The sequence below is a fragment of the Alphaproteobacteria bacterium genome (assembly GCA_020638555.1).
Lineage (GTDB): Bacteria > Pseudomonadota > Alphaproteobacteria > Bin95 > Bin95 > JACKII01.
Window position 1 is genome coordinate 250,951 of the sequence record JACKII010000004.1, and the last position, 15,200, is coordinate 266,150.

The following is a 15,200-nucleotide window of genomic DNA, read 5'->3' on the forward strand; positions in this document are numbered from 1 at the left end:
GGCTGCGGCAACTTGCACTTCCGTTGCGGGCGCGGGATGATGGTGCCGTCAATACCCGTCCCTGCCCGCCTGCCGGAAAGCCGTCCGTCATGACCAAGACCCTCGCCGACCTCGTCTCCTACCGCTATGGCATCGAGACCGACCTGGGGGCGGACCGCCCGGCGGAAGGATTGCTGGCACAGATCCTGGACCGGCGCTCGCACCGGCGCTGGACGCCGGACCCGGTGCCGGAGGATCTGCTGCAACTGCTGTTCGCCTGCGCCTTTTCCGCCAGCGCCAAGTCGGACCTGCAACAATCCGGCGTCGTCGTCGTGCGCGACAAGGCCGTGCAGCAGGCAATCACCGACCTGATCCCGGCCATGCCCTGGATCGCGACGGCGCCGGTGTTCATGATCTGGATCGGCGACAACCACCGCATCCGCCGCATTTGCGAGATGCGCGGCAAGCCGTTCGGCAACGACCATCTCGACAGCTTCCTGAACGCCGCCACCGACACCGCACTGGCCATGCAGACCTTCATCCTGGCGGCCGAGAGCCAGGGGCTGGGCTGCTGCCCGATCTCGAACGTGCGCAACCACGCCGCCGCCATCGCGGAGATGCTGAAGCTGCCGCCGCACACCTTCCCCTATGCCGGGCTCTGCCTCGGCTATCCGGCGCGCGAGGGCTTTTCGTCGATGCGGCTGCCGCTCACGCGCTTCGTCCACGACGACACCTATAACGAGGCCACGCTGGCAGCCGATATCGACGGCTATGACCGCCGCCGCGCCGCCCGGCACGCACCGCCCAAGACGAGCTGGCGCGATGTGGAGCGGTGGGGCGAGCCAGACTTCTATGGCTGGTCCGAGGACAAGGCCCGCCAGGTGGCCGTGACCGAGCGGGACAATCTGGGGCCGTTCGTGCGCGCCCAGGGGATGAAGCTCGACTGAAGGGCGGCACGGCCGGCTATGCTGAGTTTGACCTCCTATGGCGCCGTGCGGGTCTTCCGGAACCGCGCCTATCGCATCTACACCGAAGGCAATTTCGTCTCGCTGATCGGCACCTGGGTGCAGCGGGTGGCGACCGGATGGCTGGCCTGGGACCTGACCCATTCCGGCGCCTGGCTCGGCGCCGTCGCCGCGGCGGAACTGCTGCCGAGCATCGTGCTGGGGCCGTTCGGCGGTGCCGCCGCGGACCGGCTGGATAGGTTCCGCCTGATCGTCTGGGCGCAGTCGCTGATGGCGGTGGTCGCCTTCGTGCTGGGCTGGGCGACGCTGCACGGCTGGGTCGACATCTGGACGCTGTTCGGCCTCACCGTCGTCAATGGCTGTCTGCAATCCTTCAACCAGGCCTCGCGCCTGTCGCTGGTGCGCAGCCTGGTGCAGCGCGAGGACCTGCCGGCGGCGATCGCGGTCAATTCGGTGCTCTGGAACAGCGCCCGCTTCGTCGGGCCGGTGTGTGCGGGCTTCCTGATCGTCGTGTTTGAGATCGGCTGGTCGTTCGTCGCCAACGGGCTCAGCTTCCTGGCCTTCGTTGCGGCCATGTATGTGCTGCGCCACGACATTCCCCGCGGCGGGGTCACCAGCGGCGGGCCGATCCTGAAGCAAATCGCGGAAGGCATCGCCTATGTCGCCCGGCACGAGGGCATGCGGCCGCTGATGCTGATGCTGTTCATCGGTGCGGTGTTCTCCCGGCCATTTGCGGAACTGCTGCCGGGCATTTCCGACGCGGTGTTCCATCGCGGCGCGGAAGGATTGGCGACGCTGACGTCGGCCACCGGCATCGGCGCCGTCATTGCCGGCGTCTGGCTGGCGCAGGCGGCGAAATTCGGCCGGCTGACCCTGCTCGCGCTGAATTCCAACGCGCTGCTGGCGCTGGCCCTGCTGGTACTGGCGGCCACGGACTCGTTTTATGTCGGCGTCGCGGCAACGGCGGCGGCGGGGCTCTGCATGACCGTCAACGGCGTCGCCAATCAGAGCATCGTGCAATACGCCTCCGCGCCGGAGATGATGGGGCGGGTGCTCAGCATTTATGGCCTGAGCTTCCGCGCCGGGCCGGCGCTGGGGGCGTTGGCGATGGGCACGGCCAGCGAATGGTTCGGCCTGCAAATCCCGGTCGCGGTCGGGGCCGTGGTCTGCCTGGTGGCTTGGCTCTGGCTGGTGCGGCGCCAGGGGAGGATTGCCGCCGCCATGGGGGAAGGGCATGATCCCAGCAACCCAAAAACCGAGGAGCCTGCCCCGTCATGACCGATCCCTATGCCGCGTTCGAAACGCTGACCTTCGACCGTCCGCACCCGCGCGTGCTGCGCGTGACCATGAACCGGCCGGAGCGGCTGAACGCGGCCAACGCCACCATGCACCGGGAACTGGCCGAGGTCTGGCGGGTGGTCGACGCGGACCATTCGGTCAATTGCGCGATCCTGACCGGGGCCGGCAAGGCGTTCAGCGCCGGCGGCGACTTCGAGATGATCGAGCGGATCATGGACGACTACAACACGCGGGTGATGGTCTGGAAGGAAGCGCGCGACATCGTCTACAACGTCATCAACTGCACCAAGCCCATCGTCTCGGCCATGCGTGGGCCGGCGGTCGGCGCGGGGCTGGTGGCCGGCATCCTGGCCGACGTCTCCATCGCGGCGGAAAACGCCCGCATCATCGACGGCCACACCCGGCTGGGCGTGGCAGCGGGTGACCATGCCTGCATTGTCTGGCCGCTGCTTTGCGGCATGGCCAAGGCCAAATACTACCTGCTGCTGTGCGATGCGGTGAGTGGGGCCGAGGCGGAGCGCATCGGCCTGGTCTCGCTGGCGGTGGCGGACGAGGAACTCGACGCCAAGGCGGTGGAAGTCGCCACCCGGCTGGCCGAAGGCGCCCCCAGCGCCATCCGCTTCACCAAATACGCGCTCAACAACTGGTTCCGCATGGCCGGCCCGACCTTCGACGCCTCGCTGGCGCTGGAGTTCATGGGCTTTACCGGGCCGGAAGCGAAGGAAGGCCTGGGTTCGCACAAGGAGAAGCGGCGGCCGCAATTCGACCCGGACGTGCCGCTCTAGGTCCGGACCGGACCGTTGCCGGGAATTGACCCAGAGAGTGAGAGACCGGCGGCGGATGCATCCCCCCCGCTGGCCTCTTCTCCGGATGACTGGTCAATTCTGATCGTCGATGACAATCCGGCCGCCCTGGCCACCCTGCGCACGCTGATGCTGGTGCTGGGCCTCGAACCGCCACTGGAAGCCGCAGGCGGGGTCGAGGCCCAGGAACTGGTGCGGTCGAACGACCTCGACTGCATCATCACCGACCTGCGCATGGAGCCGATGAGCGGCCTGGAATTCGTTCGCTGGCTGCGACACAGCAACGAGGCGGGCAACCGGACCGCACGCATCCTGACGGTCTCCGCCTATCGCGATGCGGCGGAAATCGCAGCGGCGTGCAAGGACGGCGCCAACGGCTTCCTGGCCAAGCCGGTGTCGGTGGCCAGCCTGCGTGCGGCGCTGGCAGCGCTGGCCGAGCATCCCGACGCCTTTGTCGAAGTGGAACAAACCTCTGGCCGGGTTCGCCTGAAAGCCTCTCCCGCCGCCGCGCGCTAGAGCCGAGGCGGCCCGCGGGGGACCTCCCCCGGCCTGCCGGTGGCCGGAAAAGGGGCTGGCGGGCGTTGCCGGGGCCGGTGTAAGCGGTTCGGGCAGTCTTTGGCCCCGCACTCCCGCGCGGCCCCCAATGCAGAGGCGTCATGCTCGACGGAATCGACCCGTTGGTCGTCGCGGTGGTCGCGGTGGCCTTTTTCCTGGGCGGCATGCTGAAGGGCGCGATCGGCCTCGGCATGCCGCTGGTGGCCATCCCGATCATCGCCATCGTCATGCCGGTCGCCAAGGCCATCCCGCTCATGGTGGCGCCCGCCTATCTGATGAACATCATCCAGGCCCGGGAATCCTGGCACGCGCGCACCTCCCTCCTGCCCTGGTGGCCCGTGTTCATCGGGATCGCCGTCGGCGTCGTTATCGGTGTGCAATTCGCCACCAACGCGCCGGAAAGCCTGATGCGCGGCATTCTGGGCGTGACGATGATCGTGTTCGTGCTGTTGAGTTTCGCCCGCATCCAACTTCCGCAGCGCACGGTCGAAAACCCGGTGGCGGGCCTGACCATGGGCGGATTGACCGGGCTGTTCGGCGGGCTGACCGGCGTGTTCGGCCCGACGCTCGCCATGTATCTGCTGGCGCGGCAGTTGGACAAGGACCGGTTCGTCTGGATCATGGCCGTGGTGTTGCTGGCCGGCGTCTCGTTCCTGGGCAGCGCCCTGACCGCGGTCGGCGGGTTCAGCCTGGACCAGTTGCTGGGCACGCTGGGCGTTCTGATTCCCGGCTGGGCCGGCCTTTCTGCCGGTGCCCTGATCCGTCGGCGCGTGAGCCAGGAGCAGTTTCGCAAGATGGCCCTGACCACGCTGCTGATCATGGGCATCAGCCTTCTTGTTGCCACACTCGGGTAATTTCGCGGCAACTGGCATTGCCTCGAAAAGCATCATTGTGTAGGACCCTCACCAGAGGGCAATCCGGGCTGACAGTCAATGTCGGCCCATTTTCGTTTGTAACAGGAGGTTTACGTCATATGCGAGTACTCGCAACCACTTTAGCGGCCACGCTCTTGGCTTCGGGCGCAGCACTGGCCGATGCGCCGCAACTGCCGCGTTCCATGGTCTGGAGCGCCTACGACCTGGGTTCGTCCGGCTATGCCGAGGCCACCGGCATCGCCAATGCGCTGAAGAAAAACTACGGAACGCGCATCCGCATCGTGCCCGCCGGCACCTCGATCGGCCGCATGCTGCCGATGGTCACCGGCAAGGTGACTTACGGTTTCCTGGCCAACGAGGCCTATTTCGCCTCCGAAGGCACCTATGACTTCGCCACCGAGCAGTGGGGTCCGCAGGATATCCGCATCGTCATGGGCCGCGTGGCCAGCGTGGGCTTCGCCACGGCCGGCGATATCGGCGTCAAGGAGATCAGCGACCTCAAGGGCAAGCGCATCGGCTTCGTCAAAGGCAACCCGTCGGTCAACGTGAAGAACGACGCCTATCTGGCCTTCGGCGGCCTGACCCGCGACGATATCGAAATGGTGTGGTTCGGCTCTTACAATGCGATGAAGACCGCCGTGCTGGCCAACCAGCTCGACGCCTTCGGCAGCGTGCCGACCTCCGCCAACATGCGCGAGATCGAGGCGAGCCCGCGCGGTCTGGTCTGGCCGCAATACCGTCCGGAGAACAAGGACGGCTGGAAAGCGATGACCGATGTCATCAGCTTTGCCGCCCCTTACAAGGAAACCCGCGGCGCCGGCATTTCCGAGGAAAGCCCGCGCTGGCTGGTCGGCTATCGCTATCCGATGATCACGGTCTACCAGAATGCCGCGACCACGGACGAGGTCTACAACCTGATCAAGGCGATCGACCTGTCCTACGACGACTTCAAGAACACCACGTCCAGCTCGTTCAACTGGGAACTGGAAAAGGCCGCCCGTCCGCCTTATGACGCGCCGGCGCACGACGGCACGATCCGCTACATGAAGGAAAAGGGCCTGTGGCAGGCCGAGGACCAGGCCTGGCAGGACAAGCGCCTCGCCCGCCTGAACAAGGTGCTGGAGGCCTGGGACGAAGCGCAGGCCGAATTCACCGACTGGCGCGTTGCCGAAAAGGCCAAGGGCAACAAGGTCGATCCGGCCGAAGCCTGGCCGCAATACTGGGAAAAGGCGCGGATGGAAAAGCTGAAATAAGCGAACCCTTCCCGCATGGTTCGAAGCCGTCGGCAGCAATGCCGGCGGCTTTTTTGTTTCCAACGCCCGGCTGGCTGGCCCATCCTGGCACCAGAAGCGGCATCCGCTTCGCTGTCCGTCGTTGCGACGGCGGCATGGGGGCCGGGCAGACCCGCCAAGGCGCCTCCCCTGAACGAACGAAAAAATGCGGAGGATATCGTTCCATGCTTCGACACCTGTCCCTGACGGCGGCGCTGGCCGGCGCGCTGGCCCTGCCGGCCGCGGCAGCCGTGGCGGCCGATCCCGTGCTGCCGAAAACCATGGTCTGGAGTTCCTATGATCTGGGCTCTTCCGGCCATGCGGAGGCGACCGGCATCGCCAACGCCCTGCGCAAGAACTATGGCACCCGCATCCGTATCGTGCCGTCCGGTACCTCGATCGGGCGGATGCTGCCGATGGTCACCGGCAAGGTGAAATACGGATTCCTCGGCAACGAGGCCTATTTCTCGACCGAAGGCCTTTATGACTATGCCAGCGAGCAGTGGGGGCCGCAGAATCTGCGCACGATCATGGGCCGGGTCGCCACCACGGGCCTGGCCGTCGCTGCCGATACCGGCGTCAAAAACATCGCCGACCTGAAAGGGCTGCGCATCGGCTATGTGAAGGGCAATCCGTCGGTCAACGCCAAGACGGATGCCGCGCTCGCCTTTGGCGGCCTGACCCGCGACGACGTCCAGCCGGTCTGGTTCGGCTCATATGGCGCCATGAAGACCGCGCTGCTGGCGAACCAGCTCGACGCCTTCGGCAGCGTCACCACCGCCGCCAATGTGCGCGAGATCGAGGCGAGCCCGCGCGGCCTCGTCTTTCCGGGCTTCCCGCCGGAAAACACGGCCGGCTGGAAGGCCGTTACCGACGTGATCAGCTTTGCCGGCCCTTCGCTGGAAACCAAGGGCGCGGGCGTTTCGGAGGAGCACCCGAAATGGCTGCTCGGCTATCGCTATCCGATCATGAGCGTCTATGAAAAAGCGGCCAGCGCCGACGAGGTCTACAATCTGGTCAAGGCCATCGACCTGAGCTTCGACGACTTCAAGCACACGACAGCCAGTTCCTTCAACTGGGCCCTGGAGCAGGCCGGGCGCCCGCCCTACGACTCGCCCACGCACGAGGGCACGATCCGCTATATGAAGGAAAAGGGCCTATGGCGCCCCGAAGACCAGGCCTGGCAGGAGAAGCGCCTCGCCCGCCTCGACAAGGTGATCGCGGCCTGGGACGAAGCGCAGGCGGAGTTCACCGCCTGGCGTGTCGCCGAAAAGGCCAAGGGCAACAAGGTCGATCCGGACACGGCCTGGCCGGAATACTGGGAAAAGGCGCGCATGGAAAAGCTGAAATAAGCCCGCTTCCGCACTTGCCATTACAAGCCGCCGGTCTCGGGGCCGGCGGCATTTCGTTGAAATCACAGGACAGGGATCAAGTGGCCCGGCAGTTTCGGTTTGACAATCGTATCGCACTCGCGTCCCATCTCTTTTGCCTCAAGCCGGATCAACCGGCGGGTAAAACAGAGGAATGGGAAAACGCCTGAGATGATACGCACACTTTCCGCCGCCATAATCGCGGCCGCGATCGGCAGCGCCGCCATGGCCGCCGAGCCGGTCCTGCCGAAATCCATGGTCTGGACCGCCTACGACCTCGGCTCCACCGGCTATGCCGAGGCGACGGCGATCAGCATTGCCTTCAAAAAGCGCTACGGCACCCGCGTTCGCATCATTCCGGCCGGCACCAGCATCGGCCGCATCCTGCCGCTGGTCACCGGCAAGGCGCGCTACGGTTATCTTGCGAACGGCGCCTTTTTCGCCGCCGAAGGCACCTATGACTTCGCGACCCAGCAATGGGGACCGCAGGACATCCGCGTCATTGCCGGGCGCGTCGCCAGCGTCGGCGTGGCCGTGGCCGGCGACGCCGGCGTCAAGACCATCGCCGACCTGAAGGGCAAGCGCCTGGGCTTCGTCAAGGGCAACCCTTCGGTCAATGTCAAGAACGAGGCCTATCTGGCCTTCGGCGGCCTGACCCTCGACGACATCCAGCAGGTCTGGTTCGGCTCCTACAACGCCATGAAAACCGCGATCATCGCCAACCAGCTCGACGCGATGGGCAGTGCCACGGCGTCGGCCAACATGCGCGAGATCGAAGCCAGCCCGCGCGGCATTGCCTGGCCGGAATTCCGGCCGGAAAACAAGGAGGGCTGGGACAAGATGCAAAGCATTCTCAGCTTCACCGCGCCCTATCACGAAACCAAGGGCGCCGGCATTTCGGACGCCAACCCGAAATGGCTGGTGGGCTTCCGCTACCCGGTGATCACCGTTTATCCGAAGCATGTGGGTGCCGATGAGGCCTACAATTATATCCGCGCGCTGGACGAGTCGTTCGACGACTACAAAAACGTCAACGCGCTGGGCGTGAACTGGGCCATCGAAGGCGCCGGGCCGCCGCCGTATGACGCGCCGGCGCACGAAGGCACCATTCGCTACCTAAAGGAAAAGGGCTATTGGAAGCCGGAACATCAGGAATGGCAGGATAAGCGTCTGGCCCGCCTGAACAAGGTACTGGCCGCCTGGGACGACGCCCAGGCCGGCTTCCTGGAATGGCGCGAGGCCGAAAAGGCCAAGGGCAGCACGGTCGATGCGGACGAAGCCTGGGCAACCTACTGGGCGGATTACCGCAAAGAACACCTCTGACGCTCACCGGGCCAGGCCCAATACCAGCGTGCCGCCGGTCTCGCCGAGACCGGCGGCATTTGCGTCTGTATACAATTTGGAAATTGACATACTGACGGTACATCGCTCTGGATAGGCGCCCGTGGCGGTCGCGGACGTGGCCGCTGGACTGGAAACGGAGAAGATACGTGATTTTGCGAACCCTTTCGGCGCTGGCCCTGGCCGGCGTCACCTCGGCCGCACTGGCGGCCGAGCCGCAACTGCCGAAGACCATGGTCTGGACGGCCTACGATCTCGGCTCTTCCGGTTATGCGGAGGCCACGGGCATGGCCAACGCCTTCAAGAAGAAATTCGGCACCCGGATCCGCATCATCCCCGCCGGCACCTCCATCGGCCGCTTGCTGCCGCTGGTAACGGGCAAGGCCTCGTTCGGTTTCTTGGCCAACGAAGCCTATTTCGCCGCCGAAGGCAGCTATGACTTCGCCGACGAGCAATGGGGCCCGCAGGATATCCGCATCGTCCTCGGCAAGCCGACCTCGAACGCCATTGCCGTGGCGGGCGATGCCGGTATCAAGACGGTCTATGACCTGAAGGGCAAGCGCCTCGGCTATGTGAAGGGCAACCCGTCGGTCAACGTCAAGCAGGACGCCTATCTGGCCTTCGCCGGCCTGACCCGCGCCGATGTCGACGTGGTATGGTTCGGTTCCTACAGCGCGCTCAAGACCGCCGTGCTGGCCAACCAGATCGACGGCTTCAGCAGCGTCACCACGTCGGCCAACATGCGCGAGATCGAGGCGAGTCCGCGCGGCCTCTGGTATGCGGAAGTGCCGGCGGACGACAAGGAAGGCTGGAAGAAGCTGACCGACGTCATCGACTTCGCCAAGCCGATGGTGGAAACGCAGGGCGCGGGGCTCAGCAAGGAGCACCCGGCGAACATCCTGCAGCTGCGCTACCCGATGGTCACCGTCTATCCGAAGGATGTCTCGGCGGACGACGCCTACAACTTCATCAAGGCCGCGGACATGGCGTTCGATGATTACAAGAACACGACCGCGACCGGCGAGTTCTGGGCCGTCGACAAAGCCGGACCGCCGCCCTATGACGCGCCGGCCCACGAAGGCACGATCCGCTACCTGAAGGAAAAGGGGATCTGGACCGACGAACATCAAGCCTGGCAGGACGCGCGCCTGGCACGCCTGAACAAGTATCTGGAACTCTGGGGCGACGCCCAGGGCGAGTTCCTGTCCTGGCGTGAGGCCGAGGCGGCCAAGGGCAACAAGGTCAATGCGAAGGACGCTTGGCCGGAGTACTGGGAAAAGTACCGGGCGGATCACAAATAAGCACACCGCCTTCCGCAAGAAGGGCCGCAAGCATCGCGCTTGCGGCCCTTTTTTATAACGACGTTTTTATATTGACGTGGGCTTTTGCGTTCGTCGCACCGTCTTCACGGTCAGGGCCGGCCTGTGGCTCCCTGGAGGGGGCAGGCGCCGCCGCGCAAGGGCGATGCGGTTTCCCGGGCTATTGCAAGCCTTTCGGTCAGTCGAGCAGCAGGTGGCGAACGATCGCCGCGTCGCGCCGCTGGCACGCCAGGATCGCCTGTTCGAGGGAGTCGTTTGCGTTCGACTCCGACCCCATCAGCCAGTGCGCCAGCCAATCCAGCGCCCGGTGGACAATCGCCGCGTCCTTGCGCTGCGATTCCAGGATCGCCAATTCCAGCTTGTCGTCGATTGGCTGCTGGCCGGCATCCTGCGCTGCACCATAGCCAAAAAAATTCGTCGGATGAGAGATAACGCCCACGACCCGTGCTCCTGATATCTGTAACTTCGCCCGTCGAAGTCTTGATGTCTATTTTGTCTATTTGGGCGCATGCAACCAGAGGCCATTTCGCAACGCAGCAATGCAATGACGGCATGGCATCATCGCGCCCGAACACTTCACCGTACCTTGGTAGGGTATTTCTTTCCGCTTTCTTGAGAAAACTTCAACGAATTTGAGGGAGGCACCGTTGCCTTGATCCCGGCAATCCTGTCTGATTGGCGCCCAGGTCTGCCGACGAGCGGCCACCCTCCCCCGGCTCCTGTCTGCGAGTGCCCAGCCAATGTCCGCCACCCACCTGCCTGCGCCGATCAAAGTCCGGCTTGCCGATGCATTGGCCGCCAGCCGGAATGCGGTCGCCCTCCAGGATGCCCTTGAGATCCTGGAGGGTCTGGCCGGCGCACCGGCAAGCGGCCTGGCTGCGGATCCGACCTACTGGACCCGCCTCTTCGCCCCCTCCCCCACCGCCGAGTTGCAGGCCGCGTTGGCGGCCGCCCGTCAGGCGCTGGCCACGGCTTCGCCCGTCCGAGGTTTGCCGCTCTCGGACCGCCTGCCCGCCTTGCGCCGAACCCTGGCGGAACGGGGGCTGGACGGCTTCGTCATTCCGCATGGCGACGAGCACCAGAGCGAGTTCGTGCCCGCGGCCAATGCCCGTCTGGGCTGGCTGACCGGCTTCATCGGCTCGGCCGGTATCGCCATCGTGCTGGCCGACAAGGCCGCGATCTTCGTCGACGGCCGCTACACCCTGCAGGTGCGCGACCAGGTCGATACCGCGGCGTTCGAAACCCTGCATGTCACCGAAAACCCGCCGACCGAATGGGTGGCCCGGAACCTGCCGGCCGGTGCGGTGCTGGGCCTCGACCCCTGGCTGCACGGCGCCGACGCGGCCGATGGCTATGAGAAGGCGGCAACGAAGGCCGGCGGGCGTCTGCAACCGGTCGAGGGCAACCCGATCGACGCCATCTGGACCGACCGCCCCGCCGCCCCCCTCGCGCCGATCATTCCCCATCCCGAGAACTTTTCCGGTGAGACCAGCGAGTCCAAACGCCAGCGCCTGGCCGCGAAGCTGACGGCCGGCAACGCCGATGCGACGGTCCTGAGCCAGCCGGATTCCATCGCCTGGCTCCTGAACGTGCGCGGCGGCGACACGGCGCACACGCCCTTGCCCCTCAGCTTTGCGCTGCTGCACGCCGACGGTCGGGTCGACTGGTTCTGCGACGGACGCAAATTGCTGCCCGAGACCCGCACCCATATCGGCAACGGCGTGCGGGTACAGGCACCGCAGAGCCTCGGCCCCGCTCTCGACCGGCTGGGCGCGGAGGGCAAGGCGGTGCAGGCGGACCGTCGGTCGACGCCGGTCTGGGTGCAACGGCGGCTGACCGAAGCCGGCGCGATCCTGACGGATGCGCCCGACCCGTGCGTCGACCCCCGCGCCGCCAAGAATGCGGTGGAACTGGAAGGCTCGCGCCAGGCGCACCGGCGCGACGCGGTGGCGATGGCGCGGTTTCTCGCCTGGATCGACGAATACGGCCCGCTCGGCACGGTCGGCGAGGTCGAGGCGGCGGACCGCCTGCTGGCCTTCCGGCAGCAGGTGGCGGGGTTTCGCGACCAGAGCTTTCCGACCATTTCCGGTTTCGGCCCCAACGGCGCCATCGTCCACTACCATGCCACCAGCGAGACGGAACGGATGCTGAAGCCGGATTCGCTCTATCTGGTGGATTCCGGCGGCCAGTATCCGGACGGCACCACCGACATCACCCGCACCGTCGTCATCGGCGAGTCGTCGCCGGTGATGCGGCGGGCCTTCACCCGGGTGTTGCAGGGCCATATCGGCCTGGCCACCGCCCGCTTCCCGACCGGCACCACGGGCGCACAACTCGACGCCCTGGCGCGGGCACCCCTGTGGAATGACGGGCTGGATTTCGACCACGGCACCGGCCACGGCGTCGGCTCGTATCTGGGCGTGCACGAAGGACCGCAGCGGGTGGCGAAGTCCGGTGCGACCGCCCTGGTGCCGGGCATGATCGTCTCGAACGAGCCGGGCTACTACAAGGCCGGAGCGTTCGGCATCCGCACCGAAAACCTGCTGGTGGTGCGCGAGGCCGAGGGCGTGGGTCAGGACGGGCGGAAATTCCTGGAATTCGAGACCATCACCCTGGCCCCCATCGACCGCCGGCTGGTCGAGGTATCGCTGCTGACACAGGTCGAACGCGCCTGGCTGAACGACTACCACAACCGGGTCATGGCCGAGGTCGGCCCGGATCTGGACGTCGCCACCCGCGCCTGGCTGGAGCGGGCGACGGCGCCGCTATAGGCCCCGTCGCCAGGCGGAAACGTCGCCGGCTCAGGTCAGGCCGGCGATGCGGTCCAGTTCGGCGCCGGCCAGATTGAAGCGTTCGGCGCCGATCTTGATCTGGCTCCAGGTCTCCGGATCGACGTCGATGCCGTCGCGACCACGCTCGATGCGATAGGCGCGCTCCGGGTCGCCCGGCACCAGCACAGGCTCGGCCGGGTTCGCCGGCGGCGAGGCCTTCACATGGGCCAGGGTGGCGTCGGTCTCGGTCTGGAGGAAGGCTTTCTCGACCAGACGCGCCGGATCGATCAGGACCGAGAGCATGCAGTTGATGGTGGCCGCCGGCTCGCGGTTGGTCTCCGGCCGGTTGGTGCCGCCGCCCGACAGCACGCCCGCGAACAACTCGTTGATCAGCGCCATGCCATAGCCCTTATGCGCGCCGAAGCTGGTGAGCGCGCCCTTGGGTTCGTCATAGAGCACGTTCGGATCGCGGGTCGGCTGGCCCTTGTGGTCGATCAGGGCGCCTTCCGGCGCCTCCACCCCCTTGTTGCGCGCGACGCGGATCTTGCCGGCGGCGACAAAGCTGGTGGCGAAGTCCAGCAGCGTCACCGGGTTATTCTCGGTCGCCGGCATGGCGGCGGTGTAGGGGTTGGTGACATAGCGCGCGTCCGAGCCGCGGAACGGCGCCACCAGCGCACCATGGCCGATGACGTTGGTGTGGTGGGTCGAGACCAGGCCCGCAGCCGCGCACTGCTCGGCCCAGGCGCCGATGCGGCAGAGGTGGAAGCTGTTGCGGATCGCCATGACGCAGACGCCGTGCTGCTTCGCCCGGGCGATGGCGATGTCGAAGGCCTCCTTGCCGATGACCTGGCCGAAGCCCGCATGACCGTCGACGACGATGACCGGCCCCTCGTCCCGCACCACCTCGGCGTGCTGGTTCACCTTCAGCGAGCCCGACTGGGCGCACTCGAAATACCAGGGCAGCATGCCGACGCCGTGCGAATCGTGGCCGGAGAGATTGGCCATGACGAGGTTGTCGGCGACCAGACCGGCCTCGGTGTCGGTCGAGCCGGCGGCCTTGCACATGGCACGGACGACGGCGCGGAGGGGTTCGGCGGCGATGATGGGCATGGGCGTTTGCTCTTTTGCGCGGACTGCGAGAGGTTGGGAGGTGACAGAACCGGATTTTCCGGCGTTAGTATAGAGCCAAAGCATAACAAGCTCCCCGCTTGAGGAAAGCGCCCAGATACCGTGACCTCCCCCGCCCGCACCGACGTTTGGTCGTTGCTGCACGATTCCCAGTTCCGCCGTGTCTGGCTGGCGGGTGCCACGGTCGGCATCATGCGCTGGCTCGATGTCCTGGCCGTCGGCGTCTACACCCACCAGGTGACCGGCGATCCGCTGATCGTGGCGACGATGCTGTTCCTGCGCATGTTGCCGATGCTGCTGTTCGGCGCGGTCATCGGCGCATGGTCCGAACGGGTGAACCGCAAATACCTGTTGATGACGGGGATCCTGTTCGTCGCACTCGTCTATGCGGTGCTGGGCTTGCTCTCCTATACGGGCAGGATCACCCTGGTGCATGTGGGCATCGGTGCCGCGCTCTCCGGCCTGTTCTGGGCGACCGAGATGCCGGTGCGACGCACCATGTCGGGCGAGGTGGCCGGCACGGAACGCATCGGTGCCGCCATGGGCCTGGAATCCTCCACCAACAACTTCACCCGCATGCTGGGGCCGAGCGTCGGCGGCATGCTGCTGGAGTTCATCGGCCTCTATGGCGCGTTCTTCATGGGTGCGATCCTCTACACCATCGGCGCGATCCTGATCGCCGGCGTCTCGGCCGGCACCGAGACCAGCGGCCGCGGCACCTCCATCGTCGCCGTGATGCGCGACGGCTGGGCGACGATCCGCCAGACCCGGCTGGTGCAGGCCGCCCTGGTGGTGACGATCTTCGTCAACTTCTGGGGCTTTTCCTACGTCTCCATGGTGCCGGTGATCGGCAAGGTGGAGCTGGGGCTCTCCCCCTTCCCCATCGGCATCCTGATGTCGGCGGAGGGCTGCGGCGCCTTTATCGGCGCGCTGCTGATCGCCTTCAACGCCACGCCTCCCATATTCGGGCGGATTTTCTGGTTCGGCTCGTTGCTGTATCTCGCGATGATTTTCGGCTTCTCGGTCGCGCCGGCCTTCGGCATGGCGTTGCCGGTGCTGTTTCTGGGCGGTTTCGGCATTGCCGGCTTCGCCACCATGCAAAGCGCCCTGATCCTGGCCAACACGCCGCCGGAGCGTCGCAACCGGGTGATGGGCGTGCTGGCCATGTGCATCGGCTTCGGCCCGCTCGGCATCCTGCATGTGGGCTTTCTGGCCGATCAGTTCGGCGCGGCCGTGGCGGTGTCGGTCATCTCCGCCGAGGGCTTTGTCGCGCTCTGCCTCGCCGGCTATTTCTGGCCGGAACTGCGCCGCCTTGCCAGACCGGCCGTAGAAGCGTAAATGCTTCGCCTCTGCTCTCGGTCGGGGCGTAGCGCAGCCTGGTAGCGCGCCAGTTTTGGGTACTGGAGGCCCCCGGTTCGAATCCGGGCGCCCCGACCAACCAGCCGTCTCCCGTTCCTAGGCCGGCTTCTGTTCCGGCTGGTTCACCACCCCTCTTCCCTGTCCTCGCGGAAGCGGGAGAATGGG

13 protein-coding genes and 1 tRNA gene are annotated in these 15,200 nt (G+C 66.1%); 12 read left to right on the top strand and 2 right to left on the bottom strand.

The window, feature by feature from the left end; genetic code table 11:
* Positions 1-89 precede the first annotated feature (89 nt).
* From H6844_15180 to H6844_15220, 9 genes are all read left to right on the top strand, one after another.
* Entirely contained in the window at positions 90-926 is an 837-nt protein-coding gene (locus tag H6844_15180) for a nitroreductase family protein (protein MCB9930744.1), read from the top strand.
* A gap of 18 nt (positions 927-944) precedes the next feature.
* Positions 945-2,222 carry an MFS transporter gene (locus tag H6844_15185; protein MCB9930745.1) on the top strand — a complete coding sequence of 426 codons (1,278 nt, stop codon included), beginning with the start codon at positions 945-947 and terminating at the stop codon, positions 2,220-2,222.
* Positions 2,219-3,028, top strand: a complete 810-nt coding sequence (locus tag H6844_15190) for an enoyl-CoA hydratase/isomerase family protein (protein ID MCB9930746.1) — start codon at positions 2,219-2,221, stop codon at positions 3,026-3,028. The genes H6844_15185 and H6844_15190 overlap by 4 nt, the downstream gene beginning before the upstream one ends.
* A gap of 15 nt (positions 3,029-3,043) precedes the next feature.
* Complete coding sequence (locus H6844_15195) at positions 3,044-3,562, top strand: response regulator (GenBank protein MCB9930747.1); 519 nt, start codon at positions 3,044-3,046, stop codon at positions 3,560-3,562.
* Between the two features lie 140 nt (positions 3,563-3,702).
* Positions 3,703-4,455, top strand: coding sequence for a sulfite exporter TauE/SafE family protein (locus tag H6844_15200; GenBank protein MCB9930748.1), 753 nt, complete (start codon positions 3,703-3,705; stop codon positions 4,453-4,455).
* 119 nt (positions 4,456-4,574) lie between these two features.
* Complete coding sequence (locus tag H6844_15205; protein MCB9930749.1) at positions 4,575-5,729, top strand: TAXI family TRAP transporter solute-binding subunit; 1,155 nt, start codon at positions 4,575-4,577, stop codon at positions 5,727-5,729.
* A gap of 203 nt (positions 5,730-5,932) precedes the next feature.
* Positions 5,933-7,099: a TAXI family TRAP transporter solute-binding subunit gene (locus H6844_15210; GenBank protein MCB9930750.1), complete on the top strand. Its 1,167-nt coding sequence runs from the start codon at positions 5,933-5,935 to the stop codon at positions 7,097-7,099.
* A 189-nt stretch (positions 7,100-7,288) separates the two neighbouring features.
* Positions 7,289-8,440 carry a TAXI family TRAP transporter solute-binding subunit gene (locus tag H6844_15215; GenBank protein ID MCB9930751.1) on the top strand — a complete coding sequence of 384 codons (1,152 nt, stop codon included), beginning with the start codon at positions 7,289-7,291 and terminating at the stop codon, positions 8,438-8,440.
* Between the two features lie 167 nt (positions 8,441-8,607).
* A complete protein-coding gene (locus tag H6844_15220) occupies positions 8,608-9,759 on the top strand; it encodes a TAXI family TRAP transporter solute-binding subunit (protein ID MCB9930752.1) in 1,152 nt (383 codons plus the stop codon).
* Positions 9,760-9,955: 196 nt separating this feature from the next.
* Here H6844_15220 and H6844_15225 read toward each other — a convergent pair whose 3' ends face one another.
* On the bottom strand, positions 9,956-10,216 hold the full coding sequence (locus H6844_15225) for a hypothetical protein (GenBank protein MCB9930753.1): 261 nt from the start codon (positions 10,214-10,216) through the stop codon (positions 9,956-9,958).
* Positions 10,217-10,517: 301 nt separating this feature from the next.
* Between H6844_15225 and H6844_15230 the strand changes: the two genes are divergently transcribed.
* Positions 10,518-12,548, top strand: a complete 2,031-nt coding sequence (locus H6844_15230; GenBank protein MCB9930754.1) for an aminopeptidase P family protein — start codon at positions 10,518-10,520, stop codon at positions 12,546-12,548.
* Between the two features lie 30 nt (positions 12,549-12,578).
* On the opposite strand, the gene H6844_15235 is transcribed toward H6844_15230, so the two are convergent.
* The gene (locus H6844_15235; protein ID MCB9930755.1) at positions 12,579-13,658 is read right to left on the bottom strand and encodes a malate/lactate/ureidoglycolate dehydrogenase; all 1,080 of its coding nucleotides are present in this window, start codon (positions 13,656-13,658) and stop codon (positions 12,579-12,581) included.
* Between the two features lie 120 nt (positions 13,659-13,778).
* On the opposite strand from H6844_15235, the gene H6844_15240 reads away from it, so the two are divergent.
* Together H6844_15240 and H6844_15245 are read left to right on the top strand one after the other, a co-directional pair.
* Positions 13,779-15,014, top strand: a complete 1,236-nt coding sequence (locus H6844_15240; protein ID MCB9930756.1) for an MFS transporter — start codon at positions 13,779-13,781, stop codon at positions 15,012-15,014.
* A 22-nt stretch (positions 15,015-15,036) separates the two neighbouring features.
* Positions 15,037-15,113 (top strand) — tRNA-Pro (locus H6844_15245).
* Positions 15,114-15,200: the final 87 nt, after the last annotated feature.